Consider the following 21239-nt stretch of genomic DNA (forward strand, 5'->3'; position numbering starts at 1 on the left):
CCGCGCCCAGGGCGATCCCCGTCGGCTCATGCCACGGCGTGGCCCACGCTGCGGAGCGCATGCTGCATCCGCTACGAGCACCCGCCAGGAACGAGCCGACAGTGACAGCAGGGCGACCTGAAAGGGCGCCCTCGGGTGGAACTTCAGCCGTGGAGGTGGCTCATGGTCCGCAGGGACGGACAGACCGACGTGGTCGTCGTCGGAGCAGGGATTGCGGGGCTCGCATGCGCGGCTGACCTTCAGGCAGCCGGTCTCCAGGTCAAGGTGCTCGAGGCCTCGGATGGAGTGGGCGGCCGGATGCGGTCCGATCGCGTCGACGGATTCGTGATCGACCGCGGCTTTCAGGTCTTCAACACGGCCTATCCCCAGGTGCAGCGCCGACTGCGGCTGCGCGACCTGCGGTTGAGGCCCTTCACCCCCGGAATGCAGATCCACACCGACACCGGGAAGATCGCGCTCTACGATCCGATGCGCCGTCCCGATGCGCTGGGCGGACTGCGCCGCCAGTCGGTGATGTCTGCCCGCGACGCCCTGGCGCTCGGAGCGATGTCGGTCCGCGACATGCTGCTTCCCGCGTCCATGCTCAAGCACGGAGGAGAGCGAACCACGCGCTCCGCTCTGCGCCGGGCCGGTGTCTCCGAGTCGTTCACCGAGGATGTGCTCAGGCCGTTCGTGTCCGGCATCTTCCTCGAGGACGAGCTGGAGACATCCAGCCGCGTCTTCCACCTGGTGTGGCGCAGCATGCTGCGCGGAACATTGTGTCTGCCGACCGACGGCATCGAAGCGGTGCCGCGCATGCTCGCGGACGGCCTGAGTGACGCAACGGTGAGCCTCGAGACCCCCGTCGCGCAGCTGACGGACTGCGGTGTGATGACGGCGGCGGGCACCTCCGTTTCCGCCAGGGCGGTGGTGGTTGCGGCGGGGCCGCAAACGGCGGCTGCACTGCTGCCGCACATGGATGTGCCCGACTATCGAAGCGTGACGACGTACTACCACGCCATGACGCCCTCACCTCTGAACGAGCCCGTGTTGCTGGTGGACACACAGCGCCGGTTCTTGAACACCTGCGTGATCAGCGAAGTCGTGCCTTCCTACGCGCCGGTGCATCGCGCCCTGGTGGCCACTTCGGTGCTCGGCGCTGAAGGCCCCGGACGCGAAGCGGCAGTGCGCGAGGCGCTGTCCGACGTGTACGGCACCGACACAGGTGCCTGGGAGTTGGTGGCCGTACGCAGCATCACGCATGCTCTGCCGGTGATGACGCCACCGCACTCCCTGAGTCGTTCTTCACGCGCCGGCAGTGGCCGCTATGTGTGCGGCGATCACCGCACCACCGGGTCGGTCCAAGGAGCGATGGCCTCGGGAGCGCGGGCGGCCCGTGAAGTGGTCCGGGACCTGGCCTGGCCGGAGGCCGGTGCCGGTCAGTACGCGTCGGTGGCGACAAGCCGCTGACGCAGCCGGTGCAGACCACGCCTGGAGTGGCTCTTGACGGTACCCAGGGGCCATCCCGTGACCTCGGCGATCTGGGTGTGCGTGAGGTCGCTGTAGAAGGCCAGTTGCAGGACGCGCCTCTGCGGTGCGGGCAGCAGTGTCAGTTCGTGCCTGACCAGGACCTGGTCAAGGACCTGTCGTGTCATGTTGTCGGAAGGCGGGGCCGCCAGACTCAGCGATGTCTTCGCCGCCGAGGTCAGGGTGGCCCGGCGGGTCCGCGCGGTCAGGGCATCCGCAATCTTGCGACGCGTGATACCCACGACCCATCCGGCGAAGGCGCCGCGCTGGGGGTTGTAACCCTCGCGTCCGCGCCACACCGCCAGGAAGACCTGCTGCGTGACGTCCTCGGCCTCACGCGAATCGCCCAGCGACCGGTAGGCCAGCGTGTGGACAAGGGTGCTCCAGCGACGGTAAGCAGCCTCGAGGAACGCTTCCTCCCCGCGCTGCAGCCCTGCCGCTACTTCCTCGTCGGCCAGCGATTCTTCGATGGGTGCCCACAGATTGTGCTCGTGCGTCTGCGGGGTGCTCTGAGCGCGCATGGGGCCGGGCCCTTCCGTCGCCGATCCAGTGATCTTCACTGTGGCGAGTTCGCAGGCATCTATCGAGTCGCATCGAAAGCGCATCGATTATGTCCGGGCAGGCATGTGTCTACAGGTGCCTGCGGATGGTGTCCCAGACGCGGGCGGGTGGCTGCAGCGCCTCCGTTGGTGCCGCTGCGCGGCCGGCCTCCAAGACCCGCAGGAACGAGTCCAGGGCTGAGCGGCACGCCTGGCAGTCCCGCAGGTGGCGTTCTGTCGATGTGGGCGTCTCATCGCCCAGGGCGATGAGCGCAAGGTCCCTGAGGGAGGGGTGACGGATCTGAGGCGTGGCTGACATCGGTCACCTCTGGCGACAAGGGGTTGCAGAGCGCGGCGGATCTGCGGGACGGGAGTGTGTCACCGAGCGTTCAGGTTTCCGGGGTGTGTCGGATGCAGCCGCCACCATTCACCACCTCTGGTCGCGCTTCCGGCGAGACGCAGCGATTACGCGTCGATATGCTTGGAGTCATGGCTTCCGATGGCAGTCCCAAACCGCCCATCCGCGGCTCAGAGCCTCCTGACGCCTCCATCACGTCAGGAGCGCTGGCCCGTCGGCTGGGCATTTCGCCAACGACCCTGCGGTCGTGGGACCAGCGCTACAGCCTTGGGCCCGCCCAGCGTCGGCGCGGCCACCACCGCCGCTGGTCGCCGCAGGACGTCGCCATGGTCGAAGACATGTGCAGCCTCACGGCCGCCGGGGTCTCCCCGGCAGAAGCGGCACGCAGCGCCAAAAGGCGCGCACACACAGCGCCCCAAGCACAGGGAACGCCGCCCGCGTCCGCCAGGTCCACTGCGGCAGCAAGCACCTCCGGCAAGACCACCAGCCGCGACGCGTCCGGCCTGCCGCTCGGTGCGGTGCGCGCCGAGTGCCGTGGCCTTGCCCGGGCCGCCCTCCGCCTCGAATCCGCCGCGATTCAGGAACAGTTGAACGCCTTTGTGCAGGAGCACGGAGTGGTCGCGGCATGGGAAGAGCTCATGATGCCGACCCTGCATGCCGTCGGCCGTAAATGGGAGTCCTCCGGTGACCGCTACGTCGAGGTCGAGCACCTCTTGTCCTGGCACGTGTCCACCGCCCTGCGCAACGCACAGCTGCTCCTGGGGCCCGGCGAGACGCGCAAGGGCAGTTCCCCAGTGCTGTTGGCCTGCGTCCCCGGCGAGCAGCACACCTTGCCGCTCGAAGCCGTCCACGCCGCCCTGCTGCAGCGCGGCCGTTCCGTGCGCATGCTGGGTGCCGCCGTCCCCGCCGAGGCACTGATCGCGGCGGTCCTGCGTACGGGGCCGGCGGCTGTAGTGCTCTGGTCGCAGACCCGTTCTCTGGCCAGCACCCCGCTTGCTCTCCATCTCCTGGGAATGGGGTGGGGAGTCAACGGTGCACGACAACAGGCTGCTCTCGTGCTGGCGGGACCGGGCTGGCGAGGGGCCAGGGCCGAGGGGGCGGTGCAGCCCCAGGGGCTGCGCGAGGCCATCGCCCTCCTGGTGCCGGAGTCCTCGGAGTGATCCGCGTAGCAGCCTGTGCCCCAGACTCCGTCGGTCCTTCTCCACATCTCGTGCCCTTGCAGCTGCCATTGATCCAGCAGTGCGGTGGCCCCGACACGTTCCGTCGGTGCCACCGGGAGGTTCATGCGTACCAGGTCGCCGACGACCATGAGGCGGGCGTTGGAGGCGCGAATGGTGGGTCGGTCCTCGTTTCCGGAGACGGCGGCCACGGGGCGGTCTTGGCGCCACTCTTGCTGCTTGCGCCTCAGGCGGCGGTCGCGAGCGGGCAGGCCTGAGCGCCCGGCTGCCTGAGCAGTCTGACGAGCGTGGTCACCAGCCCCAGATACGCGCCAGGAAGTAGCCGGCCACCAGCACTGATCCGAGCGCGATGAGGGACACCCAGAGATAGGGGTGTTCCCAGATGCCACCGTCGGCCCGTTCTTGATGTGCTTCAGCGATCGACCCTTCCGCCGGCGGCGTCTCTGTCGGCGGGATGAGTGGGTGAGTCATGCTTCAACGGTCCCTCGCACTCCGCCGGATTGCACGTCGAACGGGTTCGGGCTCGGAGTGGCGCTGATCGAAGGCCCAGGGGAGTGCCTGTCGCACATGGTTCATGACTTACAGCCGTCGTGCGGCTGCCGAGGGTCGCGCCGGCGGCCGTGGTAGATGCGGAGAGGAGCAGACCACCCACCCCGCATAGGGCGTCAGAGCCGGTGCATGGCCAGGGGGCGACCCCCTCCGTCGATGCGAGCGACGCGACTATCCGTAACCAAGAAATGCGTCATATTTGGCGCATCCGTCTCTGGGGCCACGCCGAAAAAAGTGCAGACGAGCTGACGAGTCGGCGCAGCTGCTGGATGCCGGCGCCTCCGCCTCAAAGCAGCGATCGAGAGAGGCCCTGCGCCTGCGCCCGCCCAGTCCGGCGAGGAGGGCTGATCACGACCGCTCACCTCCACCTGCCGCGCTGGGATCGCGCAGGGCGGTGGTTCCGCCCAGCCAACCGGCAGACCGATCACCGGCTTGATCCGATGGGCGATGCAAACCCCATCGAACCGGCGAACGGCCCGGCCGCGTCGTCACGCAGCTGATGAAGGGAACACCGTGATGGAAGTCGACGGAGCCCGCATCCTCGTCCCCGGAGCCACAGGCGAGCTGGGCTCGGCACTGGCCCGCAGTCTCCATAGCGGAGGCGCTGTCTTGCACCTTGCGGGACGAGACGAGACAGCACTGCGATCACTCCAGAGCCAGCTACCCGGCGTGTGGACCAGCACGTTCGATGCCTACGCACTGGACGCCTGCGCCGCCCTGACCCGGCAGGCTGCCCAGCAGATGGGCGGCCTTGACGCCGTGGTGACCTGCATCGGAGTACCGGCCTTCGGCCCCGCCGACCACATCAGTGACGCCGTCGCAGAACACCTCATGATCGTGAACGCACAGGCACCCATCGCCTTCCTGCGCGCCGCGCTGCCCCTCATTCAACCCGGGGGAGTACTGGCGGCCCTCACTGGCGTGGTCGCCGGAAACCCACCCGCCCACATGGCCGACTACGCCGCCGCCAAAGCAGCCCTCGCCGCATGGCTGGAAGCCGTCGGCAAGGAGCAACGCAGGCGCCACATCGCCCTCATCGATCTCCGCCTGCCGCACATCAATACCGGCTTCGCGAACCGCGCGATCGCTGGTCGTCCACCCCAGCTGCCCCCGGGACTGCCCATTGCCGCAGCCGTAGAGATGGTCATGGACGCCCTCGTCGCCGCCTCGACTGTCCCCGGCCAGGCCTCCTGAATGTCTTTGTGCGCAACGCCTCGCTACCCTCTTCGCCGCTCCGAGCGCCCATCCGGCAGCCCTCACGCCACGGCGAATGCGCGCTGAAGTCCCGCAGCGGCCAAGCCAAGATCCCCCTCGCAGCGACGACCTGATGAGGAGAACGACCTCTCAGGCCCGCCTGGTTCGGCGATCGGTAACCGACGCGTCATTCACTCGTTTGACACAGCGCTGCACCTTGATCTCCCCCTCGGAAAGTCTGGCGCTCCATGCAACTTCGCTCATTCCGACGATCTGTCGAGCGGGCCAGAACGCCCTTGCTGGAGGCCGAGAGCACGCTTGTCGAGCAGTACGGCGATCTGGTCCGTCTGGCTCACATCGTGCTCCCCGCTTCCCTCGGCCGACACCGAAGGGTCCTCGTGGCGCATTCGGTGGTGCAGCGGTCCCTGCCGAGTGCGCGTCCGGTGCGCGCGGGGCACACCGTTCCGTCGCCGCGCGACGAGAACCACCGTGGCGACATACCCGCACCGTCACTCCTCGTGGAGGTGCTGCGCGGAGCTCTCGCACACAGTCGACGCCCGTCGTTGTGGCCCGCGCGGCTTGCTCCGCCACGCACCCTCCTGCCGCGATTCCCCCTTGTCCTGGGGCTTCGGCTGTTCCCGCGATCGGGCAGCGCCGAAGACCTGGCTCTGGCACGAGGTCTGTCAGACATGTCCGCGGCTGCCCGTGCCGCTTTCGTGCTTCGTTCGGTGTACTGCCTGAGCGACGACATCGCCCTCGACCTGCTCACGTCAGCCGGTGTGGACGACGCGGCGAGCGCATTGCGGGCGGCCTCTGCGCTCAAGTCCGTCGCAGGCGAGGCGCCCGCCATGCTGCTGACCTCCCAGGAATTCGACGCCTGCGCTCTCCAGGCAAGCCCCACAGACCTGTTGCGCCGCCGGCAGCGAACACGGCTGGGGGTGGCCGCGGTCGCGTTGAGCCTGATCGTCGGGACAGTGGTGGTGACGGCCCTGCCCGATGAAGCAACATCCCAGCCCGTCCCGCCGACGGTGGCCGCCGACCCGGCCCTGCGTCCCGCACACCTCACGCATGCTCCGGCCGAACTGTGGGACAACACCTCACGCATCGATTTCACCGCCTGGCCCGCACGTGGCACACGGGTGAAGGACGAGAGCCTGCTCGGCCGCGCCCTGTCCGTGTGGGCGCGGCCACCGAGCGGCACCCGTGTCTCCCTGGCCCCCGCCACTTCCGCGGCAGCTCCCTCGGACTCGCCGCAATTGCTGTATGCGGGCAACGTGTCGGACCGTGCCGTGGTGTTGCTGTACGACGGACAGCGCCTGGCCCGTTACAGCGAATCCCTTTCCCCGGCCAGGCACGCGGCGCTCAGCGTGGCACGTGTCGACGACGCGGACGTGACGACTGCTGGGGCGGTGGCTCTCGGCACGGTGGACGGTGGCGCACGCTACCTGATCGCACCCTGGATCACCGAGGTGCAGATCCGCGACCTGTTGCGCCCCGAGGTCCTCGCGCATCCGCTGCGCGTAGGAAAAGACGGCGTGACGGAAGCCGTGCCGACCTGGTCCTCGGCAAGCGACTGCGGCAGCCGTCCGGCGCTCCAACTTCGTTCCTCGGACCGGATCGCCGAGCACCACGCGTTCCTGGTCGCGGGGCTGGGCGATCTGACTCCGGTCCACCTCACCTACACTCCGTTGCCCGGCCACGGCAGCCCACCGGCCCGGCGGCCGCGGGAGGCCACCGGCACGACGGCCCTCCTGGCCTGGGCGCATCAGGCTTGCAGTCTCGGGTCGCTCCGCAACACCGGCGCCCGCGCGGTCAACGCTTGGGACTTCGCCGAACAGGACCTCCCCGACGGGGGCGGCCACGCCCTATGGAGCTGTGCCCGCACCGACACCTGGCAGGGCCCCGGCAACGTCACTGTCACCATGCGCACGGCCCAAGAGGCCACAGACGCACCCGCCGGCCTTGTGGCCCGCGCCCGGTCGACTGCGGCCTGCAGCCGGTTCGGTCAGCACATCGTGGCTTTCACCGGTTGGCGATCACCCAAGGGTCGTTGGTATGCGCTGGTGGCTGGAAGCCGCGCCGTTACGAGAGTCACGATCAGTGGAGGCATCACAACGAGCAGAGCCGGCCGAACGCTCGCCCTCCCCGCTGACGGGCCACCGCGCATCAAGGTAAGCGCCCGCCTGGCCACGGGCGCGCGACTGACCGGCATCGGCCCGCCGGACCGTGCGGAGCGGCCCTGAGTCGTCACTCAGACACAGCGGAAGGAACACGATCCGGCGTCATCGGCGTAGACATCGCGAAAGGCCCCCGACGTGGCCTGAACCGCGCTCAGTTCGCCAACGAGGAACCCGCGGCCACGTCGCCGAGACATGCGCCAGGATCACAGGGACCGTCCGGGCCCTATGAATCTCGATTCATAGGGCGCCATGGCGTGCGGCGCTGCGCGCCACCGGCGCGGGATCGTACTTTCGCGTCGGCTCACAACTGCTGTGATGTCTCCGTCCCGTACCAGTGAGCGAAAGTGCGCGGCATCCCGGTCCCGCCGCGAGCGTCGGGCCGGACCGCGAGAATCTGGTCCACTCCCATGCGGCGCCCCTCGAACGCGAGACCACCGCCTACGAGGTACAGCCGCCAGACCCGTGCAGTCGGTTCCCCGACGAGGGCGACGAAGTCGTTCCAACGCTCCTCCAGAGTGTGGTGCCAGGCGGCGATGGTGCGCACGTAGTGCTCACGCATCGACTCCACGGAACACACCTCAAGCCCCGCACCCTCCAACAGTTCGACGGTCTGGCCGAGGGGGCGCATATGCATGTCAGGCGCGATGTACGTCTCGATTAAGGCGCCTCCACCCGGCGCCCGCACACCTCGGGACATCTGCTGCACCAGCACCCGGCCCTGCGGCCTGAGGACGCGGTGCAGCAGCTCTGCGAAGCCGGCGTACTCTTCGTCGCCCACATGCTCGCCCATCTCGATGGATGTCACAGCCTCGTACTGACCGCCTTCGATATCGCGGTAGTGACGCAACTGGACGTCGACCAGGTCGTCGAGGCCACGCTCGTGCACACGGGCGAGGACGGCGTCGCGCTGCTCGCGGGCGAGGGTCACGGCCGTCACCTGGACCTTGTGGTGTTCGGCCGCGTACAGGGCGAGCGCACCCCAACCACAGCCGATGTCGAGCAGCCGCGCCCCTGGCCGCAGCCGCAGCTTGCGGCAGATGAGTTCCAGCTTGTCGCGCTGCGCTTCGGCCAGTCCGTACTCGGAGTCCTCACGTGCCCAGTAGGCGCAGGAGTACGCCATCGACGGATCGAGCAGGAGCTCGTAGAACTCGTTGGACAAGTCGTAGTGGTGGCTGATGGCCGCGCGGTCGCGGGTGGTGGTGTGGCGAGCACCCCGCAGCCGCGCGCGTCCCGCGGGGGCGGGTGGCCGCGGGCCGAGGGCGCCGAGCCGGGCGGCGGTGAGCGCGGCAGTGGCGAGTTGTGCCGCTCCCGGCCTGGGGTCGGCCTGCGGGTTCTGCCACAGAGTGCGCAGGCCGTCACCGAGATCTCCCTCAATGTCCAGATCACCGGCGATGTAGGCCTCGGCCAAGCCGAGCTCTCCCGGCTGCCAGAGCAGCCGGCGCAGTGTGCGGCGCGATCGGATGATGACGACCGGGGCTCCGGGCGGACCGCTCTCGGTCCCGTCCCACGCGCGCAGGCGCACCGGCATGGGGGCGCCCATGACGTCTTCCAGGAGTGTGGCGAGCCGCTGTGCTGTCGTGATCATTCGTGAGCTCCGTTCCCGGCTGTCCCAGCGGCGGCGGTCACCAGTACCGCCGGGGCGACAAAAGTAGACATGCGGACCAATCTGTTTCGGCGGCAGCTCCGGATCACAAGTGAGCCGGGTCCGCCGTCGTACTCGGGAGTGAGGGCCCGCTACGCGGCGACCCGGCTCCGCGTAAGCACTGACGTGCGCAGACGCGGAGTCAGGGAGGTCACGCCACACCCCGACGGTCGCAGGGAGGCGGCGAAGGGCCGACCATCTGCGGTCGGCCCTTCGCCCCCACGTGTGCTGCTACTTCGGCATCAGAACCGTGTCGATGATGTCGACGTTGGCGTTGGCCGTCTTGACGTTGCCGCAGACCACCTTGGCGGAGTCGTTGACCTTGTAGGACTCACCGGAGCCCGCGGTCGTCAGCTTGGACTTCTCCAGCGTCGTGTACGAGCCGTTCTCCAGGTCCTTGGGCGCGAGCTTCTGCCCCACGACGTGGTACGTGAGGATCTTGGTGAGCGTGGCCTTGTCGTTCAGGACCTTGTCCAGGTCGGCCTTCGGGATCTTCGCGAAGGCGTCGTTGGTCGGTGCGAACACGGTGATGTTCTGGGCGTTGTTGAGGGTGTCGACCAGGCCGGCCTTCTTGACCGCGGTCACGAGGGTGGACAGGGCGGGGTTGTTGGACGCGGCGGTCGCGACCGGGTCCTTGGCCATGCCGTCGAAGGAGCCGGCGCCGTCCTTCGGCACGGAGGCACAGGCCGGGCCGAACGGCTCGTCCGCCTTGTTCATGTCGCCCGAACCGCTGTCGTCGGCCTTGTCGGACGCGGCGGACGACTTCGTGCCCGAGGCCGCCTTGTCCTTGCCGTCGTCGTTCGAGCAGGCGGTGAGCGCCAGCGGCAGCATCGCCGCCGAGGCGAGAACGAGGGCTCCACGACGGGTACGGCGAGTAATGGCGTTCATTTGTGCTCCTTGAAAGATGTGATGAGGGTGCTGAGTTCAAGTCGTGCGGTCGAGGTCGGGCGGCGGTCAGTCCACGGTGACCACCACCGAATGCCAGCCACTGGCCCCGTCGGGGATGGTGCGGGTGCGCTTGTCGGTCTGGGTCTGGCCCGTGCGGTCGGTGGCCCGGACGGTCAGGGTGTGACCGCCGGATGTGGCCTTCCAGGGAAAGGACCACTGACGCCAGGTGTCCGTGGTGTCCTCGGAAGCCAGATCCGCCCGCCGCCAGGGCCCGTCGTCGACGCGGACCTCGACCTTGTCGATCCCGCGGTGCTGGGCCCAGGCCACTCCGGCGACCATGACCGTGCCGGCCCCGGGACGTGCGAACGGCTTGGGGGTGTCGATCCGGGACTGTGTCTTGATCGGCGCCCTGCGCGCCCAGTTCCGCTTCACCCAGTACGGGTCGTAGTCGTCGAAGGTGGTGAGTTCGATGTCCTGGATCCACTTGCAGGCGGACACGAACCCGTACAGGCCGGGAACCACCATGCGCACCGGGAAGCCGTGGGCGAAGGGCAGTGGCTCGCCGTTCATCCCGAGGGCGAGCATCGCGTCGCGGCCGTCCATGATGTCCTCGACCGGGCTGCCGATGGTCATTCCGTCGACGGAACGTGCGACCAGTTGGTCGGCGGGCCCACCCTTCGACGGCGGCCTGACGCCGCACTGGCGCAGGAGGTCGGCCAGGCGCACACCGATCCACCGCGCATTGCCGACGTACGGGCCGCCGACCTCGTTCGAGACGCACGCGAGCGTGATGTTCCGTTCGATCAGCGGCATGCGCAGCAGGTCCGCGAACGACAGAGTCGTCTCGCGGGTGACCCCCTTGCCATGGATCCGCAGCCGCCATGAGTTCGCGTCGACCTTGGGCACCACCAGCGCGGTGTCGACCCGGTAGAAGTCCTGACTGGGCGTCATGAACGGGCTGACGTCCTTGATCCGCAGCGCGGCCCGCTTGGGTATGGGTGCGGCGGCCGAGGCCGGGGCGGGCAGCGTGATCCGGCGGCGGGAGGCGACGGCGTTCTGGCCTTGCGAACCGTTCAGGGAGCGGCCCAGCAGCCCGATCCCCGTCGACGCGGCCGCTGCCGCCGTCGCCGCGACGACGAACCCCCGCCGGTCCCAGCCGGCGCCATAGGAGTGGCCCGGATCTCCGCCATCAGGAGTCGTCACGCCCTCCTCGCCGGGTGGCACCTCGACGGGAGCCGATGGCCTTCCGGACTGCAGGCGCCCGACGAGGTGATAGAGGAGCAGAGCTCCCACTACCGCACCCGCCACCGACGGCAGGGCGTCGGTGACGCTCGTGGAGTCCGGCCGGCTCGTCGCGGCAAGACCCCCCACCAAGCCGAACACCAGGACTCCTGCAGCGCCGATACGCCGGTACCCGGCCGCCGCCAACGCCCCGAGGGCGAGAGCGAGAAGGGTGAGGACGCCCAGGATGCCCAGCTGCAGGACGAGCTTGTCGCTGGTCCCGAAATGACGGATCGCCCAGTCCTTCACCGCAGCCGGAGTGCGGTCGATCGCCGCCCCGCCCACCGCGACGACAGGACTCGACTCGGGGCGTACCGCGGCAGACACGAGTTCGGCCGTCGCCAGCGCGGCGTAACCCGCCAGGAGGCCGCTCAACGCGCCGAGCCCGGCAAGTCGCCACACCTCGCGGCGCCTTGATGTCTTCGCTTCTGTGCTCACACCGGCCATTCGAGGCGATGGCCCTGGCGGATTGGTCTTCCGCTCATTTGAGGGGAATTTTCTTTTCGACCAATCCAAGGGCTCCGCGGATCCGAATGGGTGGTCCACCCTGACTGAAGGAAGCACCCCAAGAGCGGACAAGCAGACCAATCCGGATATCCCGTGGGCTACGAATTACCTCTGCCTCGGGAGGTGATGGCGAGATGACCGACGAAGAGTTCGACGACCTGATCGCTCAGGCCCGTCGGGAGATCCAGCGACAGCACATTGCTCCGCCCCCTCCACCGGACAAGCGGGACAGCATCTATGCCATGAGGGCGCGGCACGCCGAGTTCGGAGCCTGCGCCCACTGAACACGGCATCGAAGCCACGCATCGTTGATCCTTACGGGTGACAGTCGCGGCTCCGGCCAATCCGCAGGGCCGACGCCCACGGAGAACCGGTCGAGGGGTGCACCAGCGCCCCCGCGGACGCAGGCTCTCGTCTCCGTCCGCCAGTTCTCAACTGTGCGAGGTAGATCCATGTCCCGTGTGATCAAAAACGTGTCGCTGCTCGTCGCCGTCGGTGCAGCCGTCCTCGGCGGTGCCGGAGCGGCGACGGCCGACAGCGGTGCCGAAGCCGTCGCCGCCTACTCGCCCGGCGTCCTGTCGGGCAATGTCATCCAGGTGCCTGTCGACGTACCGGTCAACGCCTGCGGCAACACCGTCAACGTGATCGGGCTCCTCAACCCGGCCTTCGGCAACACCTGCGTCAACTGATCCCACCCCGGGGGCTCCTTCGAAGGAATCACCCGTGAACCGCTCCCACTCCGAGCCGGGCCCCGGCTCGGAGTGGGAGCGGAACTCCTGCGGGACGCCGACCGGCGCACTGTTCAGGAACAATCCGAATGACCAATCCGAACCGTGGACGGCAACGAATACAGGAGCGGCACTCCGAAATCACACCCGCTCGGACACGGCACGACTCAAGTCGGAGATGATGTCGACATGAGGCAAGCGGTGTTCATCGGCGGAAACCCAGAAGACGAACCGGATCTGGGGGCGCTGATGAAGCAAATCGCCGACGGCGACGAACGTGCCTTCGGCCAGTTGTACGAGTCGGTGGCCGGCCCGGTCTTCGGAATCGTGCGGGCCGTGGTGCGCGACGTGGCGCAGTCCGAGGAAGTGACACAGGAAGTGCTGGTGGAAGCGTGGCGTCATGCCGCGGACTACCGGCCGGAACGGGGATCAGTGATGAACTGGGTGCTCACGTTGGCCCATCGGCGAGCCGTGGACCGTGTCCGTTCTGTGGTGGCGTCCACCGCACGTGAGGAGCGGGTCGCCGCGCGCGAGCGCCTTCCCGAATTCGACGTGACACAAGCAGAGGTCGAAGCCCGCCAGGAGCGCGAAGACGTAGTGCGCTGCCTTCGGACGCTGACCGAACTCCAGCGCGAATCGATCACGCTCGCCTACTACCAGGGACTCACCTACCGCGAAGTGGCCGAGCGCCTGTCCGCGTCGCTCGGCACGGTGAAGACGCGCATGCGCGACGGGCTGATCCGTCTGCGTGACTGCCTCGGGGTGACGACATGAGCACGACCGACCCGCACATGCTCACCGGAGCGTACGTCCTCGACGCCCTCGACCCCGACGAGCGCGCGACACTCACCGAGCATCTGTCCACGTGCCCGGACTGCCGCCAGGAAGTGGCCGAGTTCGCGGCGACCGCCGGTCGACTGGGACTGGCCGCAGCCGTCACCCCGCCACCCGAGCTCAAGCAGTCCGTCCTCAGCCAGATCGCCGAGGTCCGGCAGGAGCCGCCGCGCACCGTGCGTGAGACGCACGTCGCGGCCTCCCCGCGCAGTGCGGTCTGGCTGCGCCGGATGGTGCTGGCCGCCTGCCTCGTGGCCGCGGCGCTCGGCGGCGTGGCGACCTGGCAGCATCAGGAAGCCGAGCAAGCTCGCCGGCAGGCGAATCAGGCCCGGACCAGCGCCGATCAGGTGGCCGCGATTCTGTCCGCGGGCGACGCAAAGACCCACACCGCGACCCTGCCCGGCGGCGCCCGCGGCGTCGTTGTGACGTCGGCGAGCCAGAATCGTGCGGTCTTCACCGCGTCCGGCCTCGACACGCCGCCCGACGGCAAGGTCTACGAACTCTGGTTCAACGACAACGGCACCATGCGGCCCGCGGGACTCCTCGACCGGGACCGGAGCAACCAGATCACCCTGATGGACGGGGCGATCGACAAGGCCACCGGCATGGGCATCACCGTCGAGCCCTCAGGCGGATCCAAGACTCCCACCCTGCCACCTGTCGGCCTGATCGAATTTCCCGCCTGACACGCGTCAAGAGCCCCGCTTGGCGACAACCTGGTTCCCAGCCCGTCGCACCTCACGAGGCTGGGAACCAGGTCCGTCGCCCCCATCATGGCTACGTGCCGGAACACCCGGCGAGTTGGGGCCGGCGCGAGCCAGCGTGACTCACTCGTCTTCTCCCACGCCTGACGGAGACCGGCCACGAGCGTCCAGGAGAGCTGCAGCTGGATGTGAGCCCGGCCATCGGCGGCCATGGGGCCGCCTGAGGCACCGGCCGCCACGGGCTGCACGGCGCTTCCTGGTCACAGGGGGAGCATGACGCGAAGGCCACAGTCCTCATTCGATCTCCGGCATGCCGATGGGCTGAACTTCGGTGTGTGCCATCAGTTGTACGGTAGCGCGGTCGCCGTCTTGGCACTCGGCCCACTCCCAATAGTGACAATCGGAGCCGGGCCCCGTCTGGACGTAGCCCAGGTCCGTGAGGGCCTGTCCGCGTGCGCGCAGGGTGGGGGCTTCGGCGCCGGGCAGGTTCATCGAGGGCCACTCATCGGCTGGGACCCCGTACAAAACCACAGCGATCTCCCAACTTGCGTCGCCTGGCGAGCGCGTCAGCTGGGCGCGGGTGAAGTGACCCTGTGAGGTCGGATCCGTTTGAGGCCCCGGCAGTTTGGGCCGCGGGTCAAGGACGTCTGCCATGGCGTCGTGGGGATCGGGGAGCGGAGCAGGGGATTCGGAAGTCACGCTTTCTCCTCACAGCAGGTTGATGGTCGTGTGCCAGGAGTCCCCCGCCGATGGGGCACGGTGGCGCGACGTTGTGGATCGTCGACCAGTAGAAGCGGACCCGCTCTCGGGCGATGCCCTGAACACGGGTGCCGGGCCAGTTCTCAGGCGCCAAGTGCCCCATGGCCATGTACCGGACGGGGCAGGGACCCGGCAGGCAGGATCCGCGGTCGTGGGGTCGCCGCTCAGCGGGGGAGTGTGGCATGGATAGATTTGCCGCCGCCGGGCTGGGGTTGGATGGTGAGCGTTCGGGCCAGGCGGCGGACCATGGGCCAGCCGATGCCCCCAGCACCACCGGACAGGTCGGGACTGCGGTCCTGGGGATGCGCGGGGCTGGGATCGTCGACGGTGATGTGGATCTGCCGCCGGTCGGCGCTCAAATGAAGCGCCGTTACGGTGCCTGCGTGGCGCCTGGCGTTGGTGACGAGTTCCGAGACCAGGAGGAGCAGATCCTGGGCGGTCGGCGTCGGTGGGGCGGGGTGGAGACTGGCGAGGAACCCGCTCGCCGCGTCACGGGCGTCGGTCGCTTTCTGCGGGCGGCTGAGGGCCTCGGCCGGGTAGGCCTGGTGGTCTTCGACCGTTGGCGGGTGCTGCATGGGCTTCACCCCTCGGAAGGACTTCAGTGCGGCTGCCGTTACACAGCGCATCTACCCCGCGGGAGCGCGATGAAAATGATGCATCTCCCGTTGGGTGGTTCAAAGCCGTCGCCAGCGGTCGTACGTGGAGGTGAATCCGCAGGTAGGCGTTTCCTGAAGACTCATGACGGTGTGCTCTGCCCGGGCCGAGGCGCAACTCGCTCGGCCTACCGGAAAGTGCTCGCTTGTATGACGGTCTGTTACCTGGGTACGGGAAGTGCTGAGCGGGGCCATTCCGCAACGGGCAGCCGACGTCAAAGTCGCAGTCGGCCCCACGGCTCCGCCAATGGCGAGCAATGCCGAGAGAAAGGAACCACCCCATGCAGAGCGTCTGGGCCTACCCGGCAGGCATCGGCTATCAGGGACAGGAGCAGGCGGCGTTGACGGGATTCATCCTCACGGCGCCTGACGGGATCGTCGGCCACGTGGAACGCCAGGTGGATGAGTCCGGCATGCAACACCTGGTCGTAGACACCGGCGTGTGGGTGTTCGGCAAAAGCGTCCTGATCCCGGCCGGCATCGTTGACGCCATCGACACGGGCGCAGAGACCGTGACGGTCACTCACACCAGGGACGAGATCAAGGCCGCACCCCGCTTCACCCTCGACAGCCAGACCACCGAGCCCGGCTACCTCACCGAAGTGGGCAACTACTACGCCACGTTGGAGCGCTCAGCGCTTCTGTGAACGCACGCTGCGGCGCGAGCGTGTGCTGGCGCCGCAACACGACTGCAGGCCCCTCCCGGCATCGGGGTCACTGACTTCCTCAGAGATAAGGGCTGATCGCCTCAGCAGGACGCTCACCTCCTACTGGGGCGCGTCGCGACCATTGGCCGAAACGAGCGGAGGCCGGTGCGGTGCATCGCATGGGCGGTCGAATCGCCTGGTGGTCCTGGTCCTGGGCCGTATTCGGCTGTTTGGCCAACGAAGCGAGGCGCGGTGCCGGGCGTCGCGAGCACGTGAGGTCTTCGACCTGTGATGATGGAGCATTCGTTGAAGATGATCAACGAAGAGCTCCAGGTCACCGGCCGATGTTTCGCCGCCGTGTGACGTTCATGGGAACGCGCTGTAGGTGATGCTGTGAACTGGTTGACCTCCCTGCCGGCCGTGGTGCTGATTGTGGGCTGGCTCTTCCTTGCCCTACTGGTCGCGGCCCTGGCACGCATCGGCGTCCGGGCGCTCGTACCGGCCAGGGAACAGGACCGAGTGCCGCAGATCGCCACCCCCCTGATGCCCACACTCGGCGCCGCTTTCGCGATCTTTGCGGCACTCACACTGGCCAGCGAGGCCAGTTACCTGCGCGCAGCAGAGGGGTTGGTGAGCGACGAGGCGGCCGCAGCCTCCCGCCTGGGGTGGGCGGCGACAAGTCCTCGAGTCCAGTCTGAGCCGATCCACGCGGCACTGCTGGACTACCTGCACACCGCGCGTGTCAGGGAATGGAAGGGGGCGGCAGCGGCGTCCGGTGACGACCCGGCCACCGCTCACGCGATCGCACGACTGGAGCGGAGCGTGCGCACCGAGGCAGCCCGGCCCGAGGTGGGAACCCCGGCGAGCACGGAGCTGCTGGTGTCCCTGGACAGCGTCACCAGTAGTCGTCGCGCCCGCGTCGCGGCCGCCTCGCGTGACGTTCCCGATCTCTACGTCGTCACGCTTGTGGTCAGCGGACTGGCCTTGATCGTGAACTCCGGCGCGCTCGTCTTCCGCAGCAGCCTGCGAACGTCACTGCTCGTCGTGGGCGTTGCGAGTGTGGTCGGGCTGAGCCTGGCGTTGCTCTTCGCACTCAGCGCGCCCTGGAGTGGACCGTTCATCGTGAGTGGGCATCCACTCGACGGCGTCATCGGGGACCTGAAGTCCGGCTTCTTCGGCCGCGGGCAGTAGGGGGCGGGCGCGATCGGTACGCCGACGGCAAAGGTCGTTCGCGGCCGGTTAGTCGCTTGTCCCGTATGAGCGCGTGAGCTGGGGCTTCGCCTGAGGATACGGTCGCTGGGTGGAGTCGAAGCTGTTGAACGGGTGCTCGTTGCACGGGACCGGTGTGCGTCCTGATTACCTGGTCGGGCGGCGTCTTGAACAAGTGCTTGCGGCGTGGCACCTGTACAGGACGGAGCCACGGTCCGGCCCACTGGATGTGTGGCTGATCGACAGCGAGGAGGCCGCCACCCATGTGACAACCGGGTCGGACTGGTGCCTGATCGTGGAGCCATCGGTCCCCTTTGAGGGGTACGAGATGGCGGAGTCCGGCCGCGTCGAGGTGGCGCCGGTTCACGGCGAGACCCCGTTCGCGGACCATCTCGGCGAGACGGTCCGTGCGGTAGGCGAAGAAGCGGACCATGACACAGGCCGACTCGCGCTTGAGATCACCTTCGATTCCGGCAGTGTCCGCTGCGAGACCTGGTCCGGGGATCTGCGCCTGTCCGGGAAGTGATCAGCGCGCCAGCACCGGCGGGAACTGTGAGGATCTCGCCGTGCCCGGTGTGTGATCACGGCATCGCAGCCGTCCTGGACAGCTCGGAGCAAGGGTGACGGAGTCCATCACGCTACGGGCGGCATGGCCCGCCTGCACAACCTCGCCCGCGCTGCTTGACCGAGCAGCCCGAACCGCGACCGACGACCATCCCCACTGGACTCGGAGATCGTCTACGGGACAAGTCCTGGTGGCCTGCCGTACAGCCTTGGCCAGGTAATCGGTCCCCTAGCGGATCGCTGACTCTGGCGCGAAGTTGGTCTTGGGCTCGGCACGGAAGTTGCGCCAACGGATGTAGGCGCCGATGGCGGCACACTCGGCTTCAATCCAGTTCAGTCACGAGGCTAGGCAGGCCGGAATGACCAGCAGCAGCGGTAGGTCCCTCGTGGTGAAGCGACTTGTCGAGCGGGTCCCCCGAACGGGCGCGGGAGCAGAGCTCTTTGCTCGAAACGCTGACGTTAGCGATCGTCAATTGAGGGCAGAAGCCCCGTTGCCGCCAGATCAGCCTTTTTTGACGGGGGTTCGGACATGAGTCAGGAATCATGGCAGGTGGGCGAGTGCCGGTCCGACGAAGACCATCGGCAGATGCCACGTCAGATCACAGCGACTCAAGCGCGTCACGCTACGCGCGAATTCTTCTGCGGCCTTGTGCCCGCGCCCTCTCAGGAGAGGGTCGAGAGCGCCATCGTCGTGGTGTCGGAACTCGTTGCGAATGCGTTCCGGCATGCAGGCGGCGTCACCGGACTTCACCTGGCCGCGGACCGTGACGTCGTGGAGATCGCCGTACGCGACCCCAGCCCCGCGTTCCCGCGTGAACGTCCCCCCGATCTTGACGGCCACGAGGGCGGGTTCGGCTGGCCCCTGATTCGGATGCTCGCGCGCACCGTCACCGTCCGTCCCTCCCGCAGTGGCGGCAAGGTCATCAGCGCCGTCCTCGATCGCTGACGGGCCTTGGACCTCAGTCAGGCTCGCTCCTCAGCCCAACCCGTTTGGCCGCACATGATCCGGATGAGGTCGGGCAGCCGTCGGCGATGGGAAAGATGGGCAACGTCGAAAAAGTGATGGAGAAGTGGGCCGCAGACCTGGTGGACCGGGTCTTCCGGCCGAAGCGGGAGAGCGTGGAGGTCGTGTCGACACTGCGGCGCGAATGCGACGACAACATCATGATTCTGGGACGAGGACGCACCCTCGTACCCAACGCCTTCACCGTCGCGCTCCCTCAGAAGAGTCATCGTGAACTCGGCTCGCATGCACATCAGTTGGGGCCGGTGTTGGCCGCGAAGGTGCGAGATCACGCCGCCTCGCACAGCTATGTCTTCGCCGGACCGGTGACCGTCACGCTGGAGCCCGACCCGACGGTGGACCCGGGGGGATACCGCATCCAGAGCTCGATCGTTCCGGCCCGGCCCGGACCCCGAATGACTGCTGGTTGATCACAGCCAGGCGCTTGCCGACTTGTGCATGAGTCAAAACTCTTGCTGCAAGAACGCATGGTGTCGTCATGTCTGGGCAGGCGGTGATCTTGAACCGATCCGGGAGTGTGATCATGACTGTTCAGGTGCAGGCGAGGGACGCGGAGGGCACGAAACACGTCGAGGCGTTGGCGTCGGCACAGCCGGAGACGCACGCCGGCGTTGGCGAGCTGCCCTGGATCGAGGACGCGGGGAAGGTCGCTCCGAAGGACGCGCGGAATCTGTCGAAGCTGTTCTTCGACCAGCTTCAGCTCCTGGAAGAGGGCACCCGCGAGCATCAGTACGCCCGGAACACTCTCATCGAGATGAACCTGTCGCTCGTACGGTTCGCCGGGCGCCGGTTCATGAACCGCGGCGACGGTGACATGGAGGACATCGTCCAGGTCGGAACCATCGGTCTGATCAAGGCGATCGACCGGTTCGACCTGTCCCGCGAGGTCGAGTTCTCCACGTTCGCGATTCCGTATGTTGTCGGTGAGATCAAGCGGTACTTCCGCGACACGACCTGGGCGGTCCACGTGCCCCGGCGGCTCCAGGAGCTGCGGGTCGACATCGCCAAGGCCAAGGAGGAGCTCGCCATCGTCCTGGACCGTGACCCCACGGTCAAGGAGCTCGCCGCGCACATGGAACTGAGCGAGGACGAGGTCATCGAGGGCGTCGTCGCCGCGAACGGGTATACCGCCGGCTCCCTGGACATGCCCGCCGACGCCGGCGAGACGGGACCGGCTCAGGTTCAGGGCCGAACGCTGGCCGACTTCATCGGTGAGCCCGACCCCGGCATGGAGACCGTCGAGGACCTGCACTGCCTGAATCCTCTTCTGGGCCGTCTTACCGACCGGGAGCGCCACATCATCGAGATGCGGTTCGGGCAGGAGATGACCCAGAGCCAGATCGGCGAGGTGCTCGGCGTCTCCCAGATGCAGGTCTCCCGCCTCCTGAGCCGCACACTCGCCAAACTGCGCACCGGCATGCTCGCCGACGACTGATCCCCGTAACCCAGCCTGGTCCGCTCGTGCGCATCGCGCACGGTTCGGGGTTGTACTGTCCGGGCTGGGCCGGCCGTATGCGGCCAGGCCCGGCACCGGATGGGTCCCAGCACTGGCAGGCTCCAGAAGCGCGTCAGTCGGCCGATCCGGCCTTGAAGACCTCGCCCTCGCGCAGCATCCGGAAGCGCAGAGCGGACCAGGTTTCGTCCACAGCGATCTGGGCGATCGGACGCATGCCGTACTCGGCCAGGATCCGCCAGAGCGAGTCCCGGTTGATGTCCGCCTTGTTTCCCTTCGGGTAGACGACCCAGAAGTTGACCGGGCCCGCCAGCCCGTCTCGGTCCTCGTCGAGCAGCCTGCGCAGCACGGCCTCGTCCGCTGCGAACATCAATCCGGTCGTCGCTGCGCTCAAGCCGTCCGCCACATCGACATCCACCGGCAGCGCCCCGATCAGCGGCAGATGTTCCTCCGGGGTGGCCCAGACGGTGGTGCCGGGCTTGATGAGCAGCTTCTGGGCGACGGTCTTCGTCGGAGCAGCCACAGCGATACCTTTCGGAATGACAGACAGAAGGGCTCGGAGTCGGCAGCGAGAGTGGGCGGACTCCTGGGGTGAGCGTATGTTCCGAGTGTGTGACGCGGGGAGTTGGCGTCGCTGCGGCCCCACCGCTGTGCGTGCCACCATCGAATGACATATCTGGCCCGCCTCAAGGAGTTCCGCCAGGCGAAGGACGCGATGGTCCGGGACTGGCCGAGCCCTTTCGACACCCGCGTCCACACCATCGACCGCGACGTCACCCGCAGCCACCGCGCCTACAACACCCTGGCCCGCCATCACCTGGCCGACCACGTCACCCTGCATA

At 67.9% G+C, this 21239-nt stretch carries 22 protein-coding genes; 14 read left to right on the forward strand and 8 right to left on the reverse strand.

The genetic code is table 11. From position 1 onward, the window contains the following. Positions 1 to 162 precede the first annotated feature (162 nt). Complete coding sequence (locus LGI35_RS42825; protein ID WP_227299832.1) at positions 163 to 1449, forward strand: NAD(P)/FAD-dependent oxidoreductase; 1287 nt, start codon at positions 163 to 165, stop codon at positions 1447 to 1449. Here the strand turns inward: LGI35_RS42825 and LGI35_RS42830 are convergent. After that, complete coding sequence (locus LGI35_RS42830) at positions 1419 to 2027, reverse strand: sigma-70 family RNA polymerase sigma factor (RefSeq protein WP_227299833.1); 609 nt, start codon at positions 2025 to 2027, stop codon at positions 1419 to 1421. The two genes, LGI35_RS42825 and LGI35_RS42830, sit on opposite strands and share 31 nt — an antisense overlap. A 507-nt stretch (positions 2028 to 2534) precedes the next feature. On the opposite strand from LGI35_RS42830, the gene LGI35_RS42835 reads away from it, so the two are divergent. After that, entirely contained in the window at positions 2535 to 3563 is a 1029-nt protein-coding gene (locus tag LGI35_RS42835; RefSeq protein WP_227299834.1) for a MerR family transcriptional regulator, read from the forward strand. A gap of 309 nt (positions 3564 to 3872) precedes the next feature. On the opposite strand, the gene LGI35_RS42840 is transcribed toward LGI35_RS42835, so the two are convergent. After that, entirely contained in the window at positions 3873 to 4052 is a 180-nt protein-coding gene (locus tag LGI35_RS42840) for a DUF6480 family protein (RefSeq protein WP_227299835.1), read from the reverse strand. Between the two features lie 594 nt (positions 4053 to 4646). On the opposite strand from LGI35_RS42840, the gene LGI35_RS42845 reads away from it, so the two are divergent. Next, the gene (locus tag LGI35_RS42845) at positions 4647 to 5324 is read left to right on the forward strand and encodes an SDR family NAD(P)-dependent oxidoreductase (RefSeq protein WP_227299836.1); all 678 of its coding nucleotides are present in this window, start codon (positions 4647 to 4649) and stop codon (positions 5322 to 5324) included. 518 nt (positions 5325 to 5842) lie between these two features. Further along, positions 5843 to 7567, forward strand: coding sequence for a hypothetical protein (locus tag LGI35_RS42850; RefSeq protein ID WP_227299837.1), 1725 nt, complete (start codon positions 5843 to 5845; stop codon positions 7565 to 7567). 238 nt (positions 7568 to 7805) lie between these two features. Here the strand turns inward: LGI35_RS42850 and LGI35_RS42855 are convergent, their stop codons facing one another. From LGI35_RS42855 to LGI35_RS42865, 3 genes are all read right to left on the reverse strand, one after another. Continuing rightward, complete coding sequence (locus tag LGI35_RS42855) at positions 7806 to 9089, reverse strand: SAM-dependent methyltransferase (RefSeq protein WP_227299838.1); 1284 nt, start codon at positions 9087 to 9089, stop codon at positions 7806 to 7808. A 288-nt stretch (positions 9090 to 9377) separates the two neighbouring features. Continuing rightward, on the reverse strand, positions 9378 to 10025 hold the full coding sequence (locus tag LGI35_RS42860) for a fasciclin domain-containing protein (protein ID WP_376225752.1): 648 nt from the start codon (positions 10023 to 10025) through the stop codon (positions 9378 to 9380). A 75-nt stretch (positions 10026 to 10100) separates the two neighbouring features. After that, positions 10101 to 11762 carry a molybdopterin-dependent oxidoreductase gene (locus tag LGI35_RS42865; protein WP_227299840.1) on the reverse strand — a complete coding sequence of 554 codons (1662 nt, stop codon included), beginning with the start codon at positions 11760 to 11762 and terminating at the stop codon, positions 10101 to 10103. Positions 11763 to 11956: 194 nt separating this feature from the next. Between LGI35_RS42865 and LGI35_RS42870 the strand changes: the two genes are divergently transcribed. From LGI35_RS42870 to LGI35_RS42885, 4 genes are all read left to right on the forward strand, one after another. Next, complete coding sequence (locus LGI35_RS42870) at positions 11957 to 12106, forward strand: hypothetical protein (protein ID WP_227299841.1); 150 nt, start codon at positions 11957 to 11959, stop codon at positions 12104 to 12106. A gap of 168 nt (positions 12107 to 12274) precedes the next feature. Beyond that, positions 12275 to 12511: a chaplin gene (locus tag LGI35_RS42875; RefSeq protein ID WP_227299842.1), complete on the forward strand. Its 237-nt coding sequence runs from the start codon at positions 12275 to 12277 to the stop codon at positions 12509 to 12511. A 228-nt stretch (positions 12512 to 12739) separates the two neighbouring features. Further along, a complete protein-coding gene (gene sigK / locus LGI35_RS42880) occupies positions 12740 to 13324 on the forward strand; it encodes an ECF RNA polymerase sigma factor SigK (RefSeq protein WP_227300751.1) in 585 nt (194 codons plus the stop codon). After that, on the forward strand, positions 13321 to 14070 hold the full coding sequence (locus tag LGI35_RS42885) for an anti-sigma factor (RefSeq protein ID WP_227299843.1): 750 nt from the start codon (positions 13321 to 13323) through the stop codon (positions 14068 to 14070). Before sigK ends, LGI35_RS42885 begins: the two co-directional genes overlap by 4 nt. Before the next feature lie 312 nt (positions 14071 to 14382). Here LGI35_RS42885 and LGI35_RS42890 read toward each other — a convergent pair whose 3' ends face one another. Both LGI35_RS42890 and LGI35_RS42895 read right to left on the reverse strand, forming a co-directional pair. Next, on the reverse strand, positions 14383 to 14787 hold the full coding sequence (locus LGI35_RS42890; protein ID WP_227299844.1) for a DUF6303 family protein: 405 nt from the start codon (positions 14785 to 14787) through the stop codon (positions 14383 to 14385). A gap of 224 nt (positions 14788 to 15011) precedes the next feature. Beyond that, positions 15012 to 15422, reverse strand: coding sequence for an ATP-binding protein (locus LGI35_RS42895; protein WP_227299845.1), 411 nt, complete (start codon positions 15420 to 15422; stop codon positions 15012 to 15014). A gap of 359 nt (positions 15423 to 15781) precedes the next feature. Here LGI35_RS42895 and LGI35_RS42900 point away from each other — a divergent pair, with 359 nt between their 5' ends. From LGI35_RS42900 to LGI35_RS42925, 6 genes are all read left to right on the forward strand, one after another. Next, positions 15782 to 16147, forward strand: a complete 366-nt coding sequence (locus tag LGI35_RS42900; protein ID WP_227299846.1) for a PRC-barrel domain containing protein — start codon at positions 15782 to 15784, stop codon at positions 16145 to 16147. A gap of 393 nt (positions 16148 to 16540) precedes the next feature. Next, a complete protein-coding gene (locus LGI35_RS42905; RefSeq protein WP_227299847.1) occupies positions 16541 to 17338 on the forward strand; it encodes a bestrophin-like domain in 798 nt (265 codons plus the stop codon). Positions 17339 to 17447: 109 nt separating this feature from the next. Then, on the forward strand, positions 17448 to 17882 hold the full coding sequence (locus tag LGI35_RS42910; RefSeq protein ID WP_227299848.1) for a hypothetical protein: 435 nt from the start codon (positions 17448 to 17450) through the stop codon (positions 17880 to 17882). Between the two features lie 567 nt (positions 17883 to 18449). Further along, on the forward strand, positions 18450 to 18866 hold the full coding sequence (locus LGI35_RS42915) for an ATP-binding protein (RefSeq protein ID WP_227299849.1): 417 nt from the start codon (positions 18450 to 18452) through the stop codon (positions 18864 to 18866). Positions 18867 to 18910: 44 nt separating this feature from the next. After that, complete coding sequence (locus LGI35_RS42920; protein WP_227299850.1) at positions 18911 to 19354, forward strand: DUF3662 domain-containing protein; 444 nt, start codon at positions 18911 to 18913, stop codon at positions 19352 to 19354. Positions 19355 to 19467: 113 nt separating this feature from the next. Next, positions 19468 to 20379, forward strand: coding sequence for an RNA polymerase sigma factor SigF (locus tag LGI35_RS42925; protein ID WP_227299851.1), 912 nt, complete (start codon positions 19468 to 19470; stop codon positions 20377 to 20379). A gap of 133 nt (positions 20380 to 20512) precedes the next feature. Here the strand turns inward: LGI35_RS42925 and LGI35_RS42930 are convergent, their stop codons facing one another. Next, positions 20513 to 20920, reverse strand: a complete 408-nt coding sequence (locus LGI35_RS42930; RefSeq protein WP_227299852.1) for a hypothetical protein — start codon at positions 20918 to 20920, stop codon at positions 20513 to 20515. Positions 20921 to 21239: the final 319 nt, after the last annotated feature.

The organism is Streptomyces longhuiensis, from assembly GCF_020616555.1.
GTDB lineage: Bacteria > Actinomycetota > Actinomycetes > Streptomycetales > Streptomycetaceae > Streptomyces > Streptomyces longhuiensis.